The 21,426-nt window shown below is 54.7% G+C and carries 19 protein-coding genes; 9 read left to right on the top strand and 10 right to left on the bottom strand.

Annotated elements, in window-relative coordinates; translation table 11 throughout:
* The first annotated feature begins 139 nt into the window (after positions 1–139).
* Positions 140–1,195 carry a class II fructose-bisphosphate aldolase gene (gene fba, locus ACTIKR_RS04410; RefSeq protein ID WP_193088588.1) on the top strand — a complete coding sequence of 352 codons (1,056 nt, stop codon included), beginning with the start codon at positions 140–142 and terminating at the stop codon, positions 1,193–1,195.
* 366 nt (positions 1,196–1,561) lie between these two features.
* Here fba and ACTIKR_RS04405 read toward each other — a convergent pair whose 3' ends face one another.
* The 3 genes from ACTIKR_RS04405 to ACTIKR_RS04395 all read right to left on the bottom strand — a co-directional run bounded on the left by ACTIKR_RS04405 (position 1,562) and on the right by ACTIKR_RS04395 (position 4,722).
* Positions 1,562–2,674: an S-(hydroxymethyl)glutathione dehydrogenase/class III alcohol dehydrogenase gene (locus tag ACTIKR_RS04405; RefSeq protein ID WP_193088589.1), complete on the bottom strand. Its 1,113-nt coding sequence runs from the start codon at positions 2,672–2,674 to the stop codon at positions 1,562–1,564.
* A 15-nt stretch (positions 2,675–2,689) separates the two neighbouring features.
* The gene (gfa, locus tag ACTIKR_RS04400; RefSeq protein WP_193088590.1) at positions 2,690–3,259 is read right to left on the bottom strand and encodes an S-(hydroxymethyl)glutathione synthase; all 570 of its coding nucleotides are present in this window, start codon (positions 3,257–3,259) and stop codon (positions 2,690–2,692) included.
* A gap of 425 nt (positions 3,260–3,684) precedes the next feature.
* Positions 3,685–4,722, bottom strand: a complete 1,038-nt coding sequence (locus ACTIKR_RS04395; RefSeq protein ID WP_193088591.1) for an alpha/beta fold hydrolase — start codon at positions 4,720–4,722, stop codon at positions 3,685–3,687.
* A gap of 261 nt (positions 4,723–4,983) precedes the next feature.
* Here ACTIKR_RS04395 and pqqA point away from each other — a divergent pair, with 261 nt between their 5' ends.
* The 7 genes from pqqA to ACTIKR_RS04360 all read left to right on the top strand — a co-directional run bounded on the left by pqqA (position 4,984) and on the right by ACTIKR_RS04360 (position 11,757).
* Complete coding sequence (gene pqqA, locus ACTIKR_RS04390) at positions 4,984–5,058, top strand: pyrroloquinoline quinone precursor peptide PqqA (RefSeq protein WP_014751277.1); 75 nt, start codon at positions 4,984–4,986, stop codon at positions 5,056–5,058.
* Positions 5,059–5,121: 63 nt separating this feature from the next.
* On the top strand, positions 5,122–6,051 hold the full coding sequence (pqqB, locus tag ACTIKR_RS04385; protein ID WP_193088592.1) for a pyrroloquinoline quinone biosynthesis protein PqqB: 930 nt from the start codon (positions 5,122–5,124) through the stop codon (positions 6,049–6,051).
* Complete coding sequence (pqqC, locus tag ACTIKR_RS04380; protein WP_193088593.1) at positions 6,048–6,806, top strand: pyrroloquinoline-quinone synthase PqqC; 759 nt, start codon at positions 6,048–6,050, stop codon at positions 6,804–6,806. Before pqqB ends, pqqC begins: the two co-directional genes overlap by 4 nt.
* The gene (pqqD, locus tag ACTIKR_RS04375; RefSeq protein WP_193088594.1) at positions 6,799–7,062 is read left to right on the top strand and encodes a pyrroloquinoline quinone biosynthesis peptide chaperone PqqD; all 264 of its coding nucleotides are present in this window, start codon (positions 6,799–6,801) and stop codon (positions 7,060–7,062) included. Before pqqC ends, pqqD begins: the two co-directional genes overlap by 8 nt.
* 8 nt (positions 7,063–7,070) lie before the next feature.
* Entirely contained in the window at positions 7,071–8,261 is a 1,191-nt protein-coding gene (gene pqqE / locus ACTIKR_RS04370; RefSeq protein WP_193088595.1) for a pyrroloquinoline quinone biosynthesis protein PqqE, read from the top strand.
* A 221-nt stretch (positions 8,262–8,482) separates the two neighbouring features.
* The gene (locus tag ACTIKR_RS04365) at positions 8,483–10,516 is read left to right on the top strand and encodes a sigma-54-dependent Fis family transcriptional regulator (RefSeq protein WP_442327222.1); all 2,034 of its coding nucleotides are present in this window, start codon (positions 8,483–8,485) and stop codon (positions 10,514–10,516) included.
* A 242-nt stretch (positions 10,517–10,758) separates the two neighbouring features.
* Entirely contained in the window at positions 10,759–11,757 is a 999-nt protein-coding gene (locus ACTIKR_RS04360) for a bile acid:sodium symporter family protein (protein ID WP_193088697.1), read from the top strand.
* Positions 11,758–12,095: 338 nt separating this feature from the next.
* On the opposite strand, the gene ACTIKR_RS04355 is transcribed toward ACTIKR_RS04360, so the two are convergent.
* The 3 genes from ACTIKR_RS04355 to ACTIKR_RS04345 all read right to left on the bottom strand — a co-directional run bounded on the left by ACTIKR_RS04355 (position 12,096) and on the right by ACTIKR_RS04345 (position 14,432).
* Positions 12,096–12,521: a GNAT family acetyltransferase gene (locus ACTIKR_RS04355; RefSeq protein ID WP_193088597.1), complete on the bottom strand. Its 426-nt coding sequence runs from the start codon at positions 12,519–12,521 to the stop codon at positions 12,096–12,098.
* A gap of 293 nt (positions 12,522–12,814) precedes the next feature.
* Positions 12,815–12,985, bottom strand: a complete 171-nt coding sequence (locus tag ACTIKR_RS04350) for a hypothetical protein (RefSeq protein WP_193088598.1) — start codon at positions 12,983–12,985, stop codon at positions 12,815–12,817.
* 556 nt (positions 12,986–13,541) lie between these two features.
* A complete protein-coding gene (locus ACTIKR_RS04345) occupies positions 13,542–14,432 on the bottom strand; it encodes a polyphosphate kinase 2 family protein (RefSeq protein ID WP_193088599.1) in 891 nt (296 codons plus the stop codon).
* Positions 14,433–14,756: 324 nt separating this feature from the next.
* On the opposite strand from ACTIKR_RS04345, the gene ACTIKR_RS04340 reads away from it, so the two are divergent.
* Positions 14,757–15,035 (top strand): hypothetical protein, encoded by a 279-nt coding sequence (locus tag ACTIKR_RS04340; RefSeq protein WP_193088600.1) that lies wholly within the window; start codon positions 14,757–14,759, stop codon positions 15,033–15,035.
* A 409-nt stretch (positions 15,036–15,444) separates the two neighbouring features.
* On the opposite strand, the gene typA is transcribed toward ACTIKR_RS04340, so the two are convergent.
* Genes typA through infB form a run of 4 tightly spaced genes read right to left on the bottom strand, consistent with a single transcriptional unit; the run spans position 15,445 to position 21,415 of the window.
* On the bottom strand, positions 15,445–17,265 hold the full coding sequence (typA, locus tag ACTIKR_RS04335) for a translational GTPase TypA (protein ID WP_193088602.1): 1,821 nt from the start codon (positions 17,263–17,265) through the stop codon (positions 15,445–15,447).
* Complete coding sequence (gene truB, locus ACTIKR_RS04330; RefSeq protein WP_442327221.1) at positions 17,262–18,020, bottom strand: tRNA pseudouridine(55) synthase TruB; 759 nt, start codon at positions 18,018–18,020, stop codon at positions 17,262–17,264. The genes typA and truB overlap by 4 nt, the downstream gene beginning before the upstream one ends.
* A 14-nt stretch (positions 18,021–18,034) precedes the next feature.
* Positions 18,035–18,445, bottom strand: coding sequence for a 30S ribosome-binding factor RbfA (gene rbfA / locus ACTIKR_RS04325; RefSeq protein ID WP_193088604.1), 411 nt, complete (start codon positions 18,443–18,445; stop codon positions 18,035–18,037).
* 6 nt (positions 18,446–18,451) lie between these two features.
* Positions 18,452–21,415 carry a translation initiation factor IF-2 gene (infB, locus tag ACTIKR_RS04320; RefSeq protein WP_442327220.1) on the bottom strand — a complete coding sequence of 988 codons (2,964 nt, stop codon included), beginning with the start codon at positions 21,413–21,415 and terminating at the stop codon, positions 18,452–18,454.
* Between the last annotated feature and the right edge of the window lie 11 nt (positions 21,416–21,426).

Genomic DNA, 21,426 nt, shown 5'->3' with positions numbered 1-21,426 from the left:
AGCTATATGACTATTTTGGTCTGACCCCCCAGGCAGTTTGCAAAGCGATTTACACATTACTTGATCAGGTTTCATAACACGATTCGTTCGCAGGGGTTCCTGTTACTTAACGCCCCCTGCTCTACCCAAGGAGATCAACATGGCCCTCGTTTCTTTACGTCAACTACTGGATCATGCTGCCGAGCATGGTTACGGCATTCCCGCCTTCAATGTCAACAATCTGGAACAGATCCAGGCGATCATGCAGGCCGCATCAGGCACCGACAGCCCGGTCATTCTGCAGGCCTCTGCCGGCGCACGAAAATATGCCGGCGAAGCCTTCCTGCGCCGACTGGTCGAGGCGGCTATTGAGTCCTATCCCGATATTCCAGTGTGTATGCACCAGGACCATGGTGCCAGCCCGGCCGTGTGCCAGGCGTCAATCCGTTCCGGTTTTTCAAGCGTGATGATGGACGGTTCCCTTATGGCCGACATGAAAACGCCATCTACCTATGAATACAATGTGGCTGTTACGCGACAAGTTGCGGATATGGCCCATTGCGTCGGTGTCTCGGTCGAAGGTGAACTCGGCTGCCTGGGCTCGCTTGAATCGGGCCAGGCGGGCGAAGAAGATGGCTCCGGCGCCCAAGGGGTGTTATCGCACGAACAACTGCTTACCGATCCGGAACAGGCCGCCGATTTTGTTGCTCGTACCGGCGTGGATGCGCTGGCCATTGCCATTGGCACCAGCCACGGCGCCTATAAATTTACCCGCAAGCCCACCGGCGACATTCTGGCCATTGACCGTATCCGCGCCATTCACGCACGCATTCCCAATACGCACCTGGTCATGCACGGCTCCTCTTCCGTTCCCCAGGAATGGCTGGACATCATCCGCAAGCATGGTGGCGACATCCGTGAAACTTACGGCGTGCCGGTAGAGGAAATCTGTGAAGGCATCAAAAATGGCGTGCGCAAAGTCAATATCGATACCGATATCCGGCTGGCGATGACAGGTGCAATGCGTCGCAGCATGATGCAGGACACGGCGGAATTTGATCCACGCAAATTCTTCAAGGAAGCCACCGCGGCCGCACGACAGATTTGCCAAGAGCGCTTCGAAGCGTTTGGCTGCGCAGGTCGGGCTTCTGTCATCAAACCGGTAGCGCTGGAAAAGATGGCCGGCATCTATGCGCAGCAGGCCGCTGCCGCCTGACGCCTGCCTGTGTGCGGCGGCGCCGGATAATGCCCTGGTTCGAACAGGATTGCTGTTCCGGTGTCGGCCCGTATGACCCCAGACTGCCCTGGATCCAGGACAGCCCCGTTTTCCTGTTGATAGCTGTATTTATCGTTGATAGCTGTATTTCTATTTCTAAGCAGCGTAGATAAATGCCGCATTGTCATGTTTTTGATTGCTAACAGATACAAGGCTTGCTTGCCACGGTTTACCGTTGACGGCAATGACGAAGGGGCTCAATATTAAGAGCCCCTTCTTTTGGCTGTTGTGCCATACCGACACAGCAGGTATACCGCTTTTATGAGCACAAGGCACGCCGCTATGTGTAGCGTGCCTGGTGCAGCATCAGTCGAAAGTAACCACGGAACGGATCGACGTACCCTCATGCATCAGATCGAATGCCTCGTTGATCTTCTCGATCGGCATGACATGTGTGATCAGGTCATCGATATTGATCTTGCCTTCCATGTACCAGTCAACAATTTTTGGTACATCGGTACGACCGCGTGCGCCGCCGAAGGCCGAGCCCTGCCAGACGCGACCGGTGACCAGTTGAAACGGCCTTGTCGAGATTTCCTGGCCCGCGCCGGCCACACCAATAATCGTGCTCTTGCCCCAGCCCTTATGGCAGGACTCCAGCGCCTGACGCATCAGATTCACATTGCCGATACATTCAAAGGTATGATCGGCGCCGCCCTTGGTCAGACTCACCAGGTATGGAACGATATCGCCTTCGACTTCTTTCGGATTGACAAAATGCGTCATGCCAAATTTTCGGGCCAGTTCTTCACGTGCCGGATTGATGTCCACGCCAATAATCATATCGGCACCGGCCATGCGTGCACCCTGCACGACATTCAGGCCAATGCCGCCCAGACCAAACACAATCACCTTGTCTCCGGGCTGGACCTTTGCCGTATAGATGACCGCACCGACACCGGTTGTTACGCCGCAGCCGATATAGCAGACCTTTTCAAAGGGCGCATCTTCCCGGATTTTTGCAAGTGCAATTTCCGGCACCACCGTGTAATTTGAAAAGGTGGACGTACCCATGTAGTGAAACACATCTTTGCCGTTCAATTTGAAACGGCTGGTACCATCGGGCATCAGGCCCTTGCCCTGGGTTTCACGAATAGCGCCGCACAAATTGGTCTTGCGCGACAGGCAGAATACGCAATTGCGGCACTCAGGCGTATAAAGCGGAATAACGTGATCGCCGGGCTTGAGCGTAGTCACGCCGGAACCCACTTCAACCACCACACCGGCGCCTTCGTGGCCCAGAATAGCCGGAAAAATGCCTTCCGGGTCGTCACCGGACAGCGTGAACATGTCTGTATGACACACGCCCGATGCCTTGATTTCCACCAGCACTTCGAATGCACGCGGGCCGTCCAGCTGGACAGTCTCGATCGTCAGCGGCGCCCCGGCTTTGGTGGCAACAGCGGCTTTTGTTTCCATTACTTCAACTCCTGCTTAAGATGCATGTTTTGATTTTGCAACGTGTGTTGCGATAACGTCCATCAACGCCGGCGACAGCGCATCATAGGGCGGCAATCCCAGTTCGTTCAATCTTGCACGAATGCCATTCATTTCTGCAGGATCGGTGCCTGTTTCAATAATGGACGAGACAAAAGCGGCAAAGGTGGGTGCAGACCAGCCGGTCTGCGGAGAGCGCTCTGTATGAATGAAATCGAGCCCATAGAATGGATGCTGCGCATTTTCAATGCGGCCATACATGTGAACGCCACAACCGCTGCATGCATGACGCTGAATGGCTGCCGACTCGTCGACCACCTTGAGCTTGTCGGCATGGGCTGTCACTTGCACCGACTCTTTGGGCACCACGGCAACCTGCGAAAACAGGGCGCCTGCAGGCCGCCAGCATTTAGAGCAACCACAAAGGTGATTATGTGCTGATTGCGAGTTCACGGTTACTTCTACCCTGTCTGTCTCGCAGTTGCACACCAGTTTGCCACCGGTAAAGTTATTGTCTGTACTCGCCTGAACGCCATTGTTAACGGCTGGATGGATATTGTAACTCATATGTGTCTCCGGATTGGTTATGAATGGTTCTGACTTGATCGGGCACCTTCCCCGCCAAACATGGCACCTTGCACATGGGCAGGCAATAACCACTCCTAAAGCAACTTCCATGCCAATCATCGGAAACGATGGCGCCTGCAGGCGAGAAAACAGAGTGAACAGAAGCAGAACCATTCCGCTTTCACAACGGCGCTGCGCCGGTCACTTCAAAGCGCGAATCAGCAGTTGTTCAGAATACGATACAGGCTGTTCCATGGTCTGCCGAAGATGCACGCGGGTCGATACAGATGCGGCGGCGTGCAGGCGATGCAACGCCCGGTCTGTCACGAACGACACGCATGCGTGCAAGACAGCCGCAAATCAAAGGCGAATCAGAGGGGCGAATCAGCGGGTAAATCTGTCCAGATGCTCAGGCCCCTGTTGTGTCAGGACGCTGCCGATAGCCGGGTCATGGTATCGGTCAGCGCCGCAAGAATGAGCGGATCCGAAGGCGTATGCGTGCCGCCCGGGACCCAGCACAGATCGGCGCCGGGCAGGAAGCGCTGCAGCATATGAACGTTGGCCGCAGGACATATCCAGTCGTGCGTGCCATGCAGCAAAGTGGTCTTCACCGGCACCTGGCGCAACTGCGCGAGCAGCGCAGGCAGATCGATAAACCCCGTGTGGCGCAAATAGTGTGCCTGGATGCGATATTTATGAATATTGCGCGCCGCAGCCCTGGCCTGGCCTTGGTCGCGTTCGCCATCTTCACCCTGAGGCTGCGCACTGGCAGCCGCCTGCGCTGCCGAGCCCTGGGCCTGGGTATGTTTTTTTTGGGCTGGCTGCCCGCTGGACGCTTGCTGCGCTGGCTTGCCCTGCATCATGCTGCCCATGATATTGTTCTCGTAGTTGCTCCAGCGTTCGGCTGCATCCGACATTTTCTCGCGATCGCTGCCAAGTAGCCTGTCGGCCAGCGTCAGCAGAACCGATTCTTTTTCACTGTCACTCATGGTCTCGGTCAGGCTGTCCCAAGCTTGCGGAACCAATGCCTGCAGTTGCTGGAAGAACCAGTCCAGTTGCAGCCGGGACGGCAGAAACGTGCCGCGCAGCACGAGATGGTGAATACTTGCGGCGTACCTGGCGACGTAAGCCAGGGCCAGGTATGCCCCCCACGATCCGCCCACGACGGTCCACGCTGAAATGGCCAGATGTTGTCTCAGGCGTTCAATATCGTCCACCAGGTGCGCCGTTGTATTATGTTCCAGACTTCCGGTGGGCAGGCTTTTACCGCTGCCGCGCTGGTCAAACAGGACCACTCGCCAGCGCCTGAGGTCGAACCAGTCCAGCATGGCAAGATTGCTGCTACTGCCCGGCCCGCCATGCAGAACGACCGCGGCAGGCGCCCGGACATTGCCGAATTCGGCGTAGTACAGCTGGTGACCATCGGGGGTCTGCAGATAACCTTGGGACAATGGCATGCTCATAAAACAAGTTCCGGGCAGAAGATGAAAACAGGATCGCACTATTACAACTGATACAATAACCAAGGCATAAACCGGAGATTTTTTGCAGGTTAAAGCGCCTTGACAAATATGCGAGTCATGCTACCATTAATTTGACTGCGCATCGTTTTACAGTCATGCGGGGCAGTAGCCATATTGAATTATCAGTATCACGCTGGTAGTTGGCTCATACACCTTCTGCCTGCCACTTCGACATTTTCCATCTGAACAGGAGATATAATTATGAAATGGACAACACCTGAGTTTTGCGATCTGCGTTTTGGCTTTGAAATCACGATGTACATTGCCAACCGTTAATCTGCATCTTACGCTCATACCATGCGGCGCTGGCGAGAGCCAGTGCCGTTTTACTTGCTACCTATGAAAATTCTTGTGCTTGGCTCTGCCGCCGGTGGCGGATTCCCGCAGTGGAACTGCAACTGTCCCAATTGTGACGGTGTACGCCGACAGAGTATCCGTGCCATACCCCGTACCCAGTCATCCATCGCGATCTCGGCAGACGGTATTCAATGGCTGCTGGTCAATGCCTCTCCCGATATTCTCAAACAGATCCAGGCTAATCCGGCGCTGCAACCGGCACGCAGCGTGCGTGATACTGGTATCACATCTGTAATATTAATGGATGCGCAGATCGATCACGTGACCGGCCTGTTAATGCTGCGAGAAAGCAGCAGCCCCATCCCCTTGTACTGTACCGAGCCGGTCTGGAACGATCTGAGCACCGGCCTGCCGCTTACCCAGGTTCTATCGCATTATTGCGGCCTGACGCATCGGCACATTACCGTTGAAGAGAATCGCTTTAGCCCGCCCTTGCAGCTTGTTGAGCTTCCCGGCATTAACATCACACCGTTTCCGCTCACCAGCAAGGCTCCGCCCTATTCGCCCAACCGCAACAACCCGCAGGTCGGCGACAATATCGGCCTGCTCATTACCAGTGAGCGCTCTGGCAAAAGTCTTTTTTATGCGCCCGGTCTGGGCCAAATCGAGCCGCTAGTGCTCGAGGCCATGTCCCGTGCCGATTGCGTCATGGTAGACGGAACGGTGTGGACCGAAGACGAGATGATCCGTCTTGGCCTGTCGCGCAAAACCGCTGCCCAGATGGGCCATCTGCCGCAATCCGGACCCAAAGGCATGATCAGCGTTCTGGACTCGCTGGGCAAAAATAAACGCAAGATTCTAATTCATATCAACAACAGCAATCCGATCCTGGATCAGGACTCGGAACAGGCTGCAGTACTGCAACGGCATAATATCGAAATCGCCGTTGATGGCATGGAGATTACATTGTGAGCATCGTTCTTTCGAATCTCGCTGGGTATAACCAGAAGCAAACCGACCCCGAGGCCTGGGACCGGGCTGAATTTGAACGCCAGTTGCGCGCCAAAGGTGCCAGCTACCACATTCATCATCCATTCAATGTCCGGATGAACAGCGGCCAGTTGAGCCAGGACGATATCCGATGCTGGGTTGCCAACCGCTTCTATTACCAGATTAACATTCCGCTCAAAGATGCTGCAGTCATGTCAAACTGCCCGGACAGGGAAACCCGCCGTCGCTGGATCCTGCGCATGCTGGACCATGATGGCTTCGGCGATAACGAAGGCGGCATTGAAGCCTGGACTCGTCTGGGTCAAGCGGTGGGTATCAGCCGCGAGGACTTGTGGTCTCTGAAGCTGGTCGCGCCCGGCGTGCGTTTTGCCGTGGATGCCTATGTCAATTTTGCGCGTCAGGCGCCCTGGCAGGAAGCGGTGTGTTCATCGCTGACCGAAATGTTTGCACCAAAAATACACAAAGACAGGCTGGCAAACTGGCCCGGTCATTATCAGTGGATCGAGGCAGGCGGACTGGAATATTTCCGCAGCCGGATCTCTCTGGCAGAAAGGGATGTCGAGCACGGATTGCAGGTCACGCTCGATTACTTTACCACTCGCCAGCAACAGGCGCGGGCACTGGAAATACTGCAGTTCAAACTGGACATTCTATGGTCCATGCTGGATGCCATTGAAAAAGCCTGCCAGCACCACAGCGAGACCACTCATGCCTGACTTGCCCGAAAAGCCCCTGTTGTCGCGCCTGTTCCGGCTGCAGTACGAAAAAGCGCAAAATGCCTATGTCCTGCTGTACCCAGAAGGCATGGTCAAGCTGAACGACAGCGCCGCCGAAATTCTACGTCGCTGTGATGGCGATCGCAATATTGCCCAGATCGTTGCCGATCTGGAACAAAGCTTTGCCACGACAGGATTGCAGAACGATGTTGAATCATTTTTGCAGGCTGCACAGGAGCGTGGCTGGATCAAATAGAGGTCATCATGGATATGCCCCAAGCCGTTGAACAAAAGCAGAAAGCGACCATTGCGCCACCGCTGTGGCTGCTGGCCGAACTGACCTATCGCTGCCCGCTGCATTGCGTGTTCTGCTATAACCCGGTCGACTATGCCAGCAACCTGAACGAGCTCAGTACCGACCAGTGGATCAGCGTCATGCGCCAGGCCCGGGAAATGGGCGCGGCACAGTTGGGGTTTTCCGGCGGAGAGCCTTTGCTGCGCGATGACCTGGAAGTACTTGTGGCCGAAGGTCGCCAATTGGGTTTCTATACCAATCTTATTACCTCCGGCGTTGGCTTAAAGCGCGAACGGCTTGCCGCCCTGCGGGATGCCGGGCTCGATCATATTCAATTGTCATTCCAGGATTCGACCCGGGAAATGAACGATTTCCTGACGCACACCAAAACCTTTGATTTGAAATCGCGCGTTGCCGCCATGATTCGGGAATTCGAATATCCCATGGTGCTGAACGTGGTTCTGCATCGCTATAATCTGGACCATATCGAGCGCATTATCGAGATGGCCGACAAGATGGGGGTGGAATATCTTGAACTGGCCAATACACAGTATTACGGCTGGGGCCTGATCAATCGCGAACAGTTGTTACCCGACAGATCACAATTGCAGCGCGCCGAAGCGGCCGTAGCGCGCTATCGCGAAAAAATCGGCAACCGGATGCGCATTCTGTTTGTCGTACCGGATTATTTTGAAAAACGCCCCAAAGCCTGTATGAACGGCTGGGGATCCGTTTTCCTGGCCATATCCGCCGATGGTAGCGCCCTACCCTGTCACGCAGCAAAGACGATTCCGGGCCTGCAGTTTCCGCAAGTAACCGAGAGCACTGTGCATGATATCTGGTACCACAGCGATGCATTCAACAAGTTCCGTGGTGATGACTGGATGCAGGAACCTTGTCGCACCTGCCCAGAAAAGGAGCATGATTTTGGTGGCTGCCGTTGTCAGGCGCTGGCCCTGACCGGCAATGCAGCCAACGCCGACCCGGTTTGCGATAAATCGCCCTATCACCATGTCATTACAGATATGATCGGACGCACGCCGGCAGCAGCCGTCCAGGAAAAGCCACTGGTGTTCCGCAACGATGCCAACTCGCGCAGGCTATCGGCCAGCACGGCCACCAACGCCCTGGCAAGCGAGGACAAAATGTCGCCTTCATAGGGAAAACGAGACACGCATGACATATCATGTGATATACAATTGGGTGAACATAGACAGGTTACCCAGCCACTAGCGGGTTATCGTATTTTTTGCAGTTTAATGTTGCGCAGACGACATCAACAAGCAGCGGGCATACAACCCGTAACAAGCACCGAGACAGATTACAAAATCGGCATCAGCCACCGAAAGGACAAGCGCTGATGTACATAGCAGGAGGAGACATGTACTCGTTGGAGGTCAGCAACCACATTGAGCGGATTAACCAGATCGTGCATCGCGGCGTCATGGTTCCTGACGTTGACCCGGCGGTCGCCAGTTCCTGGGGGCGTTGTGTCAATGATTATGGCCTGGATCCGGAAAGCCGGCGACTGCCTCCCGTTCTAACTCACGCCGAGCGGATCGCGCGCTCGGAACAGAAGCGGGTCCTGATTACCGAAGCCAAACACGAAATGAATATTCTGTATCAGCAACTGGCTGATCCGGAACTGGCCGTGGTTCTCGTGGACACCGATGGTTGTATTTTGCACATGGTGGCAGCCGATCATCTGGAAAGTGATCTTTCCGGACTGGGCTTGCGCCTGGGGGCGATCTGGAGTGAGGAGGAAGTGGGCACGAACGGAATGGGCACCTGCCTGGCCGTTGGCGAACCCATTGCAATCCGCCAGACCGACCACTTTTTATACAAGCATATTTTGCTTACCTGTTCCGCAGTACCGGTCATGGACCATACCGGAAAAATGATTGCGGTACTGGACGTGACCAGCCGCTCGTCGCTGCTCCAGCAGCATTCACTGGTGCTGATTGGCATGACAGCCCGCATGATCGAAAACCGCCTGCTTACCGTCAATTGCAAGCATGCACATCCGGTTCATTTTCACAGCCGGCCCGAAAGCATCAATACCGTACATGACGGCAAGCTGATGGTCGAGGAAGATGGCACCATCGTTGCCGCCAACCAAAGTGCGCTGTTCCAGTTGGGCTTTCCCGATATGCAGGCGCTGCGCCGCTACCGCTTCGACGAAATTTTCCAGCTAACGCTTGAATCTCTTTTGCAACGCAGTATGCAAAGCTCGTTTCACCCGGTACCGATCTATCGGGCCGGGGCCTCCAGCCGTTTTTTTGCCGTGGCCCAACTGCCTCCTGCCGGCTCCACTCAATTGTCCTTTCACCGCGCGTCATCCAAACCTTCGTCCCTGCCAGCACTGGACAAAGTGGCCGAGCCCGCCAATCTGTCTGCCAGAACCGGCAAGCAGGGCAGCATCGCCTGCGTTGAACTTGGCGACCCCGTCTTGCGCGAACAATTCGAACTGGCACAGCGCGTCGTCAGCAAGGCAGTTCCAGTTCTGCTGTATGGCGAGACAGGATCTGGCAAGGAAGTGCTCGCCCGCGCCGTTCACCATCGCAGTCCCCGCCGCGATGGCCCCTTCGTCGCCGTCAACTGTGCATCCCTGCCCGAAAGCCTGATCGAAAGCGAATTGTTCGGCTACCGCGCAGGCGCTTTTACCGGCGCCCAGCGCCAGGGCCGCAGCGGCAAAATACTGCAGGCTCACGGCGGCACGCTTTTGCTTGACGAAATTGGCGATATGCCTTTGGCATTGCAGGCACGCCTGCTGCGCGTACTCGATGAACGCAAGGTCACGCCACTCGGTGCAGAGGCATCGGTCGATGTAGATATTCAATTGATCAGCGCCAGCCACCGGAATCTGACAGATCTGGTAGCCAAGGGCCAATTCAGGGAAGACCTGTACTACCGACTCAATGGGGTAGAGATACGCTTGCCGCCACTGCGCGAGCGCCAGGATAAACACCAGCTTATCGAGGCCATCCTCCAGGAAGAAGCCGGCAAACCGGTAGTACTCAGTGACCAGGCGCTGAAGATTCTCATGCAATACGTCTGGCCTGGCAATTTGCGCCAAATGCGTCACGTGTTGCGCACCATGGCTGTCCTGGCCGAGGGCACAACCATTGGCCTGGAGCATTTGCCAGGGCCGCTGGCTGAGCTGCATGCGCAACCGGCAGGCAATGGCGCCGCGCCAGTCGGACTGACAGACTGCCTGGCAATGGGCGATGAGCACGAACCTGTCAACCCCTTGCAGGAAAGTGAAAGAATCACCCTGATCCAGTTGCTGGAAACCCATCGCTGGAACATCAGCGATGTGGCGCGAACGCTGGGTGTCAGCCGCAATACCCTGTATCGCAAACTGCACCGGCACAACATTACCCTGTCAACCCAGGGTAACCCCACCACCATCTGAAAAGCGGTACAATCAATTTACTGCACCGCAACACCGGCCCCTAAGGCCGGTGTCTTTGTTTTCCGCATGATCTGCATTACAAACCGGTCCCGGGTTTACCAGCCTGTCGGGCCTCCAGTCGGTTGCACACCCCTACATTATTCATACACTACTTTGCCGTGACTGGCTGTTGACGCGCGCCTTCAGCGAATGTGGCGCGGCGACCGATGCCGCACGATCATTTATCTCAAGGACTATTCATGATGCAGGCCATCGCCCGCCTGAGCCAATTCATTGGCAAGACATTTGTCATATGGGTATTGCTATTTGCAATACTGGCTTTTTTCAACCCTGCCAGCTACGCCTGGTTGGGCAAGTATATTGTTCCCCTGCTCGGCATCATCATGTTCGGCATGGGCCTGACCATTTCCAAAAACGACTTTGCCGAAGTGTTCAAGCGCCCTGGTACGGTCGCCATTGGCGTACTTGGACAATTCATTATCATGCCGGGGCTGGCCTGGCTACTGGCCACCGGCTTGAACCTGAGTCCTGAAGTGGCCGTTGGTGTGATTCTGGTCGGTTGCTGCCCGGGTGGCACCGCTTCGAACGTCATGACGTTTCTGGCACGCGGAGATATTGCCCTTTCCGTAGCGATTACGTCTGTCAGCACCTTATTGGCGCCTATCGTCACCCCCGGGCTGATCTATATCATGGCCAGCCAGTGGCTGGACGTGAGCGCGGCGGCCATGTTCTGGTCAATCGTACAGGTGGTGATTCTGCCCATCGGGCTGGGGCTGATTGCGCAAATGTTGCTCAAGGAAAAAGTGCAGGCCGGCGTGGCTCTACTGCCCCTGGTCTCGGTTGTGGCCATTGTCGCCATTGTTGCGGCGGTGGTCGCTGGCAATCAGGAAAAAATTGCAAGCAGTGGCCTGGAAATTTTTGCCGTCGTTATTCTGCATAATGGCCTGGGCCTGCTACTGGGCTACTGGTTAGCAAAATTGTCCGGGCTGAGCGTCGCACAGCGCAAGACCCTGTCTATTGAAATAGGCATGCAAAATTCCGGCCTGGGCGCCGCACTGGCGACGGCCCACTTCTCACCGGCAGCCGCTGTGCCAAGCGCGATTTTCAGCGTCTGGCACAACATTACCGGGCCCTTGGTCGCAACCCTGTACCAGCGTTTCAAAAACGATGGCGCAACCTGCGAAACGTCGGAAGATAAGAGTCATTCGGCGCCAGGCGCCACAGCACCGGAGCGCGATTAAACGGCCAAAACGACTAGGCCAATAGACAACAACCCGGCAGATAGCGACCATCAGTCAGGGCCGGCAATAGGTTGTTGCCATGTACCCGGCCCAGGCTGAGCGTGTTTTGCTCAGACTGGGCATTTGCAGGATTAACCACTGCCACCGGCTCTTTGTATTTCGCATGCTGGCAGTGGCTACGCACCCGCCAGCCGTGCTCATACGGCGCCGCAAGACATGCCTTCGGCTTTCATATTCAGAGTGTGCCCTGTACCGCAATCACGACTGTGATTACGCGTTCTCTTTGTACGCCCTCTACTTTACATCTCTACTTTACATCTCTTCTTTAGATCTCTTCTTTACACATCTTCTATCAGCCGCTTTCCCAGCACCACAACCTCTGCCTGCTCGTAGCCCAGCGTTCGATAGAAATCCTGCACGCCATTATTGTCGTGCCTGATCATCAATTGAATTTTCGGGCAACCTTTGCTGCGCAGCCTTTGCTCTGCCTGCTGCACCAGGCTTTTGCCCACGCCCTGCGATTGATACTGCGGCAACACGGAAAGATAATAAATCCAGCCGCGGTGCCCGTCATAGCCCGCCATCACCGAGCCCAAAAGCTGCCCGTTAAGTTCGGCCACAATAAACAGCTCTGGCTCCTGCTGCAGCTTGCGCTCGATATCTTTATGCGGGTCGTTCCAGGGGCGGGTCAGGCCACAAGCCTGCCATAGCGCCACCGTCTGTTCGGTATCATGGGGAAGAAATTGTCTGAATTGAATCTGCATGTGCCTTGCACTCACGATTATTGGTTTGCTTCTGAAACAAAAGAATATCATAAGCGCTGCCGTGATCACCGCAAGCTATTGGTCATCAACACAATACCATTGCCAGCGCGATTGCCGGCAAGCCGCGCTGCGGGATCGGACACATGCAGCTTACCCATCGTTGCCGACCGCTGGCCGAATCATCTTGTTTGTTGATTAGCCGGGTATCATATGGGACTGGTAACGTAAGGGTGATCAAGACAAATGAGAAGATAAGCTCGCAAAAACAGGAACAGCAATAATGGGCCGGCTACCTACCAGCGTACGCGCGGCGGGTCTTTCCATTCGCTGGCCAGGCCCAGTCTGGCCGACTGGGTCGCCGACAATTTCAGCTGCTTGAACAATGCCAGGGAAGCACGTTCAAAGTCAAAAGAGCGATTTACAATTCGGGTTCTGATACGTTGAGATTTATTTGAATCCGACACAGTCTTTCTCCTGTACAACGTTATACAGTTACGGGTGGTAACCGGCAGCTGACCACAACATACAGCCAAAGCCTGCACTGGGTATAGCAGCATTCGGATGCCTGATTGAGTTTGGTCAATATAGCATTGTCAACGTCAGGGCATCAAGTGCCCAGCTGATAGAATTTAGCCATTATTCTTATATCGTTATTCGTAATTTTTATCATTTATTTTGAAGGCATTTGCCACTACCCGATGGCCGCAGTGTATTGACGGATACTGCACCACGAGTACAGATACAGATTCAGGAGCCCCGCTCGTACATCGCTGCGATGCAGCAAGCTTTTTGAGACCGAGAAATTTGCGCTCCGGACTGATATTGATCGCACAAAAAGCGAATGACGATCTCGATATCGCTGCGCAGCAAGACAATCACAGTTGTTATATTGACAGCCCCGGGTCCAAATGTCGGTCCGCTGATACGGTGCCGTCAGGGGACATATGGAACCGGCTGACACTCAATTGTAAACTGGCGCATATTGCAGGCTGCGAAAACGTCGAGAACGAATCCAAGCCGCTATCCTTTTGATTCCAGTTCCAGTTGTGTTTTATACCCGCCAAGATTTTTCTGCTCTTCCTTTTCCAGCTTCGGATAGTTCAAATCCAGCGATTGCAATGTCTGCAGCACGGCGTCGGCCACAGCCAGACGTGCGTAAGGTTTATCGTTGCCCGGAATCACATACCAGGGCCCGGCTTTGCTCGCCGTGTTTTTGATGGTTTCCTCGTAAGCGTGCATATATTCGCTCCAGAATTTTCGCTCTTCCAGATCAGCGCTTTCAAATTTCCAGTTTTTTTCCGGATTATCAAGCCGCTCCAGAAAACGCTTCTTCTGTTCCTCCAGTGAAATATGCAGGAAAAATTTCAATACCTTGGTGCCGTTGCGGTCCATATGCTTTTCGAAGTGACAAATATCTTCAAACCGTTCATCCCAGATATTTTCTGTCAGACAGGCCTTGGGCAAATGCTGGCCGTCGAGAATGGTGGGGTGAACGCGTACCACCAGTGTTTCCTCATAATAGGAACGATTGAAAACGCCGATATTGCCACGCTGGGGCAAGCATTTGCTGGTACGCCACAGAAAATCATGTCCCAGTTCCTCTTCCGAGGGGCGCTTGAACGAATATACTTCACAGCCCTGTGGATTGACGCCAGAGAGCAGGTTCTTGATTGTCGAATCCTTTCCTGCCGCGTCCATGGCCTGAAAAATCAATAGCAATGACCAGCGATTATCGGCGTAAAGAACATTTTGTAAATCCGCAATGCCTTCCACATATTCCTGCAGCCGCTTTTGCGCACTTTTTTTATCAGGTTCCCTGTCGGGATCTGTGCTGCATTTTTTGAGACTGAATTTTTTTCCATTGGTAATGCGAAATTGATCCGAGAAACCGGTTTCGGGCAGTTCAGCCATCAAATGCTCCTTGAGGATTATGCAGGTATACAAGCTACGGGATAAAATCTGATTCTACTGTAACATCGCTTGCACCACTGCTGCGTTCACGGTCTTGACCAAGAATGGCTGGTGCCGGCACTGCGGCTGCCATGTGTATAAGTGCAATTGATCAAATAGTGATCAGAAATCGAAAACACTTTCAATATCATGTACTTGTCGATGTTTTACAGAATTATTAAAATCCTATCCACATCATTCTCAACATATTCTGTTGATAAGCGAGACTTCTGTCCACACGAGGATAAAGTTGTGGGTAACATGTGGTCAACGTGTGATTAAGTATTGAATAACTATGGCAACCGTAATCAAGCTGCTTTTGATCGTTATCATCCTCTGGTGGATTGGACGATTTTTCAGTCCAGCCCTGAACCGGCTATGGTCTCGCAGTATTGGGGCTGGTTTTGTGTGGATCAGGCAGAACGGGTCGTTGATGATGCGCTGGATTGTTATCGCAGGCGTGTTATTGGCGGTGTTCATTATTTATCAGTGGCAGTAATCAGTCCTGCCCTGCTGATATTTGTTCTACGACAATGCGGCCATGGCATCGACCCCAAACTATAGTAATGGGCTGCACATAACGACAGGACCTGTTTTTGCTGCCGCAAGCGACAGCTTAGGCACGATCATCAGATCAGAAGGCTTGCTCATCGACATCCCCCGGATGACGATCATGGCGCATACCAGAATGCCGGCGTACCCGTGCAATACGATGCGAAGACCGTAGCCGATACCCACACGGACTCAAACCCAAGCTCTCCTGCCGTCTGCTTGCCCAGGGCCAGAAGCCTTGTCACGGGCTGGCGCATGCACGGTGAGCCACGACTGGCGGGCGACAAGCCAATCGATGCACTGACCGCTACTGCGCCGTGCCAGGCAGAAAAAAACCGTGCACCGGTTACACCGGGCACGGCTTTCTACTTATCAACAAGGTCAAATGTCTATAAAAGCTTTATGACCTTTGGTAACGCTATCAAACACCGCCACGTGAGGCACGTTTGCGTTCGTGCTCCAGCAGGTGGCGTTTGCGCAGACGGATATTTTTGGGTGTAACTTCCACCAGTTCGTCTTCGTCGATGAACTCGACCGCGTATTCCAGATTCAGCTTGATAGGCGGTACCAGGCGCACGGCCTCATCGGTGCCCGACGCACGTACGTTGGTCAGCTGTTTACCCTTGATTGGGTTAACCACCAGATCATTATCACGACTGTGAATACCAATGATCATGCCTTCGTACAGGGCTTCACCCGGCGACACAAACATCCGGCCACGATCCTGCAATTTCCACAAGGCATAGGCAACCGCGTCACCATTGTCCTGGCTGATTAGCACACCGTTGCGACGCTCGCCGATGCTGCCTTCGCGTACTGGCGCATACTCGTCAAAAATATGGCTCATCAGGCCAGTGCCGCGGGTCATGGACAGGAATTCACTCTGGAAACCAATCAGGCCGCGCGCAGGAATACGATATTCCATGCGGGTACGACCACGTCCGTCCGACTGCATATCCAGCAACTCGCCCTTGCGACGACCAAGCTCTTCCATCACGCCGCCCTGATGATCATCTTCCAGATCAACCGTCAACAGTTCCATCGGTTCGTGACGTACGCCATCGATTTCCTTGTACACCACGCGCGGACGTGAAACGGCAAGTTCATATCCTTCGCGGCGCATATTCTCAAGCAAAATCGTCAGATGCAATTCACCCCGACCCGATACTTCAAACACCGTATCATCACCAGTCTCGCGAACGCGCAACGCGACGTTCGATTTGAGCTCCAGGTTCAGGCGGTCACGGATCTGGCGGCTAGTGACAAATTTACCTTCACGACCGGCCAAAGGCGAGGTGTTGACCATGAAGTTCATGGTCAGGGTAGGTTCGTCAATTTTGAGCATAGGCAATGGCTCAGGATGATTAGGATCACACAGTGTGCAGCCAATGCCGATTTCTTCAATACCATTAATCAGTACGATGTCGCCGGCATCAGCGCTTTCGACCTGTTCACGCTCCAGGCCCTTGAATTTCAATACCTGGTTGACCCGGCCCTTGCTCTGTTCGCCCTCTTCACCGAAGCGGACCATCACTTCCTGGCCCGGACGAATCCGCCCACGGTTGATACGGCCGACGCCGATCTTGCCGACGTAGCTGTTGTAGTCCAGCGAAATGATCTGCAACTGCAGCGGCGCTTCCTTGTCATCGTTACGCTGAGGCACGTATTGCAAAATCGCATCGAAAAGTGGACGCATATCGCCTTCGCGGACATCATCGGTCAGACCGGCGTAACCGGTAAGCCCGGAGGCATATACGATCGGGAAATCAAGCTGCTCTTCGGTCGCGCCAAGTTTGTCAAACAGATCAAAGGTAGTGTCGATGACGAAATCGGGGCGTGCGCCAGGGCGGTCAATTTTGTTGACAACCACAATCGGCTTCAAGCCCAGGGCCAGTGCTTTCTTGGTCACAAAGCGGGTCTGAGGCATAGGGCCTTCGACCGCGTCCACCAGCAGCAACACGCCATCAACCATGGACAGTACCCGTTCTACTTCGCCACCGAAGTCGGCGTGTCCAGGGGTGTCAATAATATTGATGTGTGTCCCTTCATATTCAACGGCACAGTTTTTGGACAGGATCGTAATGCCCCGTTCCTTTTCGATATCGTTCGAATCCATGACGCGCTCAACAACCGCTTGGTTGTCCCGGAACGTACCGGACTGACGTAAAAGCTGATCGACCAGCGTTGTTTTCCCATGGTCAACGTGCGCAATAATCGCAACGTTACGGAGCGCTCGGCTCATAATGTATCTTCCTTTTGTCGTATATTGGACGGCAGCAGGCCGTCCGGTATTTCATTTAGCGGTATCAGAGGTGTCAGCCTGTTTTCCATCTGTTCGAGTTCGTCTATCGTCGTGGCGCCGGTCAGATCGAAAGGGCCGACACGCGTCCTGCGCAAAGCGGTCAAGTGGGCGAAACAGCCCAGTGCCCGACCGATATCCTGAGCCAGTGTCCTGATATACGTGCCCTTGCTGCAATCGACAGCCAGCACCATCGACGTTTCGTCCATCGCCTGCACCTGAAGGTCGTGGATGACCACTGCGCGCGGCTCTCTTTCCAGCACTATTCCCTGACGGGCATATTCATAAAGCGGACGCCCGTCACGCTTGAGCGCCGAATGCATGGGCGGAATCTGTAGTATTGAACCGCGAAACTGTGGCAATACCAAGTCGATTTTCTCACGGGTCACTGATTCGGCTGTCAGCTGTGCCTCTTGTACAACAGTGCCGGTCAAATCACCTGAATCGGTTTCCGCGCCAAACTGCAATGTCGCAATGTAGGACTTGTCGGCATCCAGCATGGTCCCGCAAATTTTTGTCGCCTTGCCAAAACAGCAAACCAGCAAGCCGGTCGCAAATGGATCCAGCGTGCCAGTATGGCCCCCTTTTTTCGCATCCAGCATGCGACGCACGCGTTGCAGCGACTGGTTGCTGGAATATCCGAACTGCTTGTCCAGCAAAAGGACGCCGTCGATATCCTGCCCGCGTTTTCTTCCCATCGCCTGCCCTGATGTTACTTGCGATCGTCTTTGGTGTCCGGTAGCGGATCGACGCTGTCCGGATAGTCTTCCGGCCGGTTGGCGCGGTCGATCAGTTGTGTCATTTCAATACCGCGCGCCAGCTGATTGTCATGAAAAAAACGCAGTGTAGGAACGGTATGGATATGCAACATCTTGAACAACAGAGAATGCAGCCAGCCCGCTTTCTCGTTAAGCAGCGCAGCAGCCGTCTCCGGCTCAGCGCCAAGTACTGTAAACCATACCTTGGCGTGCGCATAATCGGCCGACAAATCCACGCCGGTCAGCGTAATCAGACCCGCGCGCGACATGTCAAGCTCGCGCTGAATCAGCACTGCCAGATCTTTCTGGATTTGCTCGGCCAGACGAACGTTTCGATTTGCGCCGGAGGATTTATGACGGTTCATAATATTTTACAGTGAGCGGGCAATTTCTTTGATTTCAAAAATTTCAAGCTGATCGCCAACTTCGATATCGGAATTGTTGCGCAGCGTGATGCCGCAATCGAAGCCGGATTTGACTTCCTTGACGTCATCCTTGAAGCGTTTGAGCGAATCAAGATTGCCTGTCCAGTGAACAACGTTATTACGCAACAGGCGTACCTGTGAATCGCGGCGGACCAGGCCTTCGGTGACCATACAACCGGCCACCTTACCGATACGGGAAATACTGTAGACCTCACGGATCTCAACCATACCGATCACTTCTTCGCGCTCTTCGGGCGCTAGCATGCCAGACATCGCGTTGCGAACGTCATCGACGGCATCGTAAATGATGTTGTAGTAGCGAACGTCAATATCGTTGGCCTCGGCCAGTTTTTTGGTACTCTGGTCTGCACGGACATTGAACCCAATCACCACCGCGTTGGACGCGATAGCCAGGTTGATGTCACTTTCGGAAATGCCACCAACTGCCGCATGCACAACCTGGACACGCACTTCGTCGGTTGACAGCTTGGTCAGGGACTGCACCAGCGCTTCCTGGGAACCCTGAACGTCGGTCTTGACGATCAGAGACAGTGTCTGCATGCCTTCGCCAATGTTGTCGAACATGGACTCCAGTTTTGCTGCCTGCTGTCTTGCCAGTTTGACGTCGCGGAACTTGCCTTGACGGAACAGCGCGATCTCGCGCGCCTTGCGCTCATCGACCAGCACCAGCACCTCGTCACCTGCCCGAGGCACTTCGGTCAGACCCTGGATTTCAACAGGAATGGCCGGGCCGGCTTTGGTAATAGGTTTGCCGTTCTCGTCAAGCATGGCACGCACGCGACCAAAGCTTGCGCCGGCCAGCAATGCATCGCCACGATTGAGCGTACCGCTTTGAACCAAAATGGTAGCAACCGGACCGCGACCCTTGTCAAGGCGCGCTTCGATCACGATACCCTTGGCTGGCGCATCTACCGGCGCTTTCAGTTCAAGAATTTCAGCCTGAAGCAATACGTTTTCCAGCAACTCGTCGATGCCCTTCCCTGTCTTGGCCGAAACCGACACAAAGGGAACGTCACCACCATATTCTTCGGGAACCACTTCTTCAGTAACCAGTTCCTGCTTGACGCGTTCGGGGTTGGCTTCGGGTTTGTCGATCTTGTTGACGGCCACAACCATGGGCACACCAGCCGCTTTCGCGTGATGGATCGCCTCTTTGGTTTGCGGCATCACGCCGTCATCGGCCGCCACAACGAGAATGACAATGTCGGTGGCCTTGGCGCCACGGGCACGCATAGCGGTGAACGCCTCGTGACCCGGGGTATCCAGGAAGGTCACCATGCCACCTTCGGTCTGGACGTGATAGGCACCTATATGCTGGGTAATGCCCCCGGCTTCGCCCGAGGCCACTTTGGCACGACGAATGTAATCGAGCAGCGAAGTTTTACCGTGGTCTACGTGACCCATAACCGTCACTACCGGTGCTCTTGGCAGCAATTCTGCATCTGCACCTGTATCACCGATCTCCAGGAACGCTTCGGGATCGTCAAGCTTGGCGGCAATCGCATTATGCCCCAGCTCTTCGACCACGATCATGGCGGTTTCCTGATCCAGGACCTGATTGATGGTGACCATCTGACCCAGTTTCATGAGTTCTTTGATCACTTCGGCCGCTTTGACAGACATCTTGTGGGCCAGATCGGCCACTGTAATTGTCTCGGGCACATGAACTTCACGCGCAATAAATTCGGGTGTGGACGGCTGATTGACCTGAGCGTGATGATGCTTATTACGACCACGTGATCCACCACGACCACCGGACGAGCGCCAGCCGTCTTCCTTGCCTGCGGGGCCGGCGCGTTTTTCAGCAACGGCTTTTTTCCCACGGGACTGTTCGTCAGACCATTTCTTGTCTGTTTCGGCAGGCTTGTGCGCACCTGGAGCGGCAAGGGTTTTGACATCCTTTTTCCCGGCCTTTTTAGTGGCATCTGCCCCTTCGGCAGTAGGCGTGGCACGCAGCACTTTACGCGGCTTATTCAACATGTCGCGCAGGGCGGCAGCCTCGGCTTCAGCCTGGCGGCGTGCTTCATCGCGACGGGCATCGGCGGCTTCGCTACGCGCAGCCACAGGTTTACGGGCGCCCGTTGCGGCACGAGATGTGTCTGGCTGACGCGGTTTGGCCTGCTCGCTGCGAACCGTTTCCGGCTTGGCCTGATCCTGGCTGCCTGTGTTGCGCGCTTCGGCGGCGGCCGGTGCATTATTAGCTGGCGATGGTGTCGCAACCGCAGCGGTTTCTGCAGCCGCAGGCGTTGCTGTGCTTTGGACTGATTCAGGCTCAGCAGCCTTTGCCGGCGTCGCTGCCGCTTGGTCAGCGGCCGCCGGTGCAGTCGCAGCAGGCGCCTGCGCCGCTGCGGGTTGCGCTTCTTGCGCTTCCTTCGCTTTTTCGCCTACGGATGCCTGGGCTGGCTCGGGCTGCGATGCGGCCTGTTGGCTGGTTGCTGCCGTTTCGGGTGCTGGCGATGCATTTGCTTGGACCGGCGCAGCCGCAGCGACCTGGGCATCGGCAACAGCCGGTGCGACAACCTGCTCAGAACCGACAGCTGCCTCAGGCTCATTTGTTACAGGCGCATCGGCGGCATCGGGCTTGGCCTCAGTGACATCCCGTTTGACGAAGACGCGCTTTTTACGCACTTCGACCTGAATGGTCCGCGAACGGCCGGAGCCATCCGCCTGACGGATTTCTGATGTTTCGCGACGTGTTACGGTGATTTTTTTTCCATCTTTTGCACCATGCGCACGACGCAGCGAGTCCAGAAGTTTCGCTTTGTCGCTTTCGGTCACGACATCTTCCACCGATTTCAGATTCACGCCAGCCGAGCGAAGCTGTTCAAGCAACACATTCGCTGGCATTTTGAGTTCGACGGCAAACTGGTTTACGGTATTACTGGGCATTAAGTTCTCTC

The sequence above is a fragment of the Advenella sp. genome (assembly GCF_052108595.1).
Lineage (GTDB): Bacteria > Pseudomonadota > Gammaproteobacteria > Burkholderiales > Burkholderiaceae_B > Advenella.
Note: the sequence above shows the minus strand (reverse complement) of the source record. Positions and strands in the feature narration are given on the sequence as shown.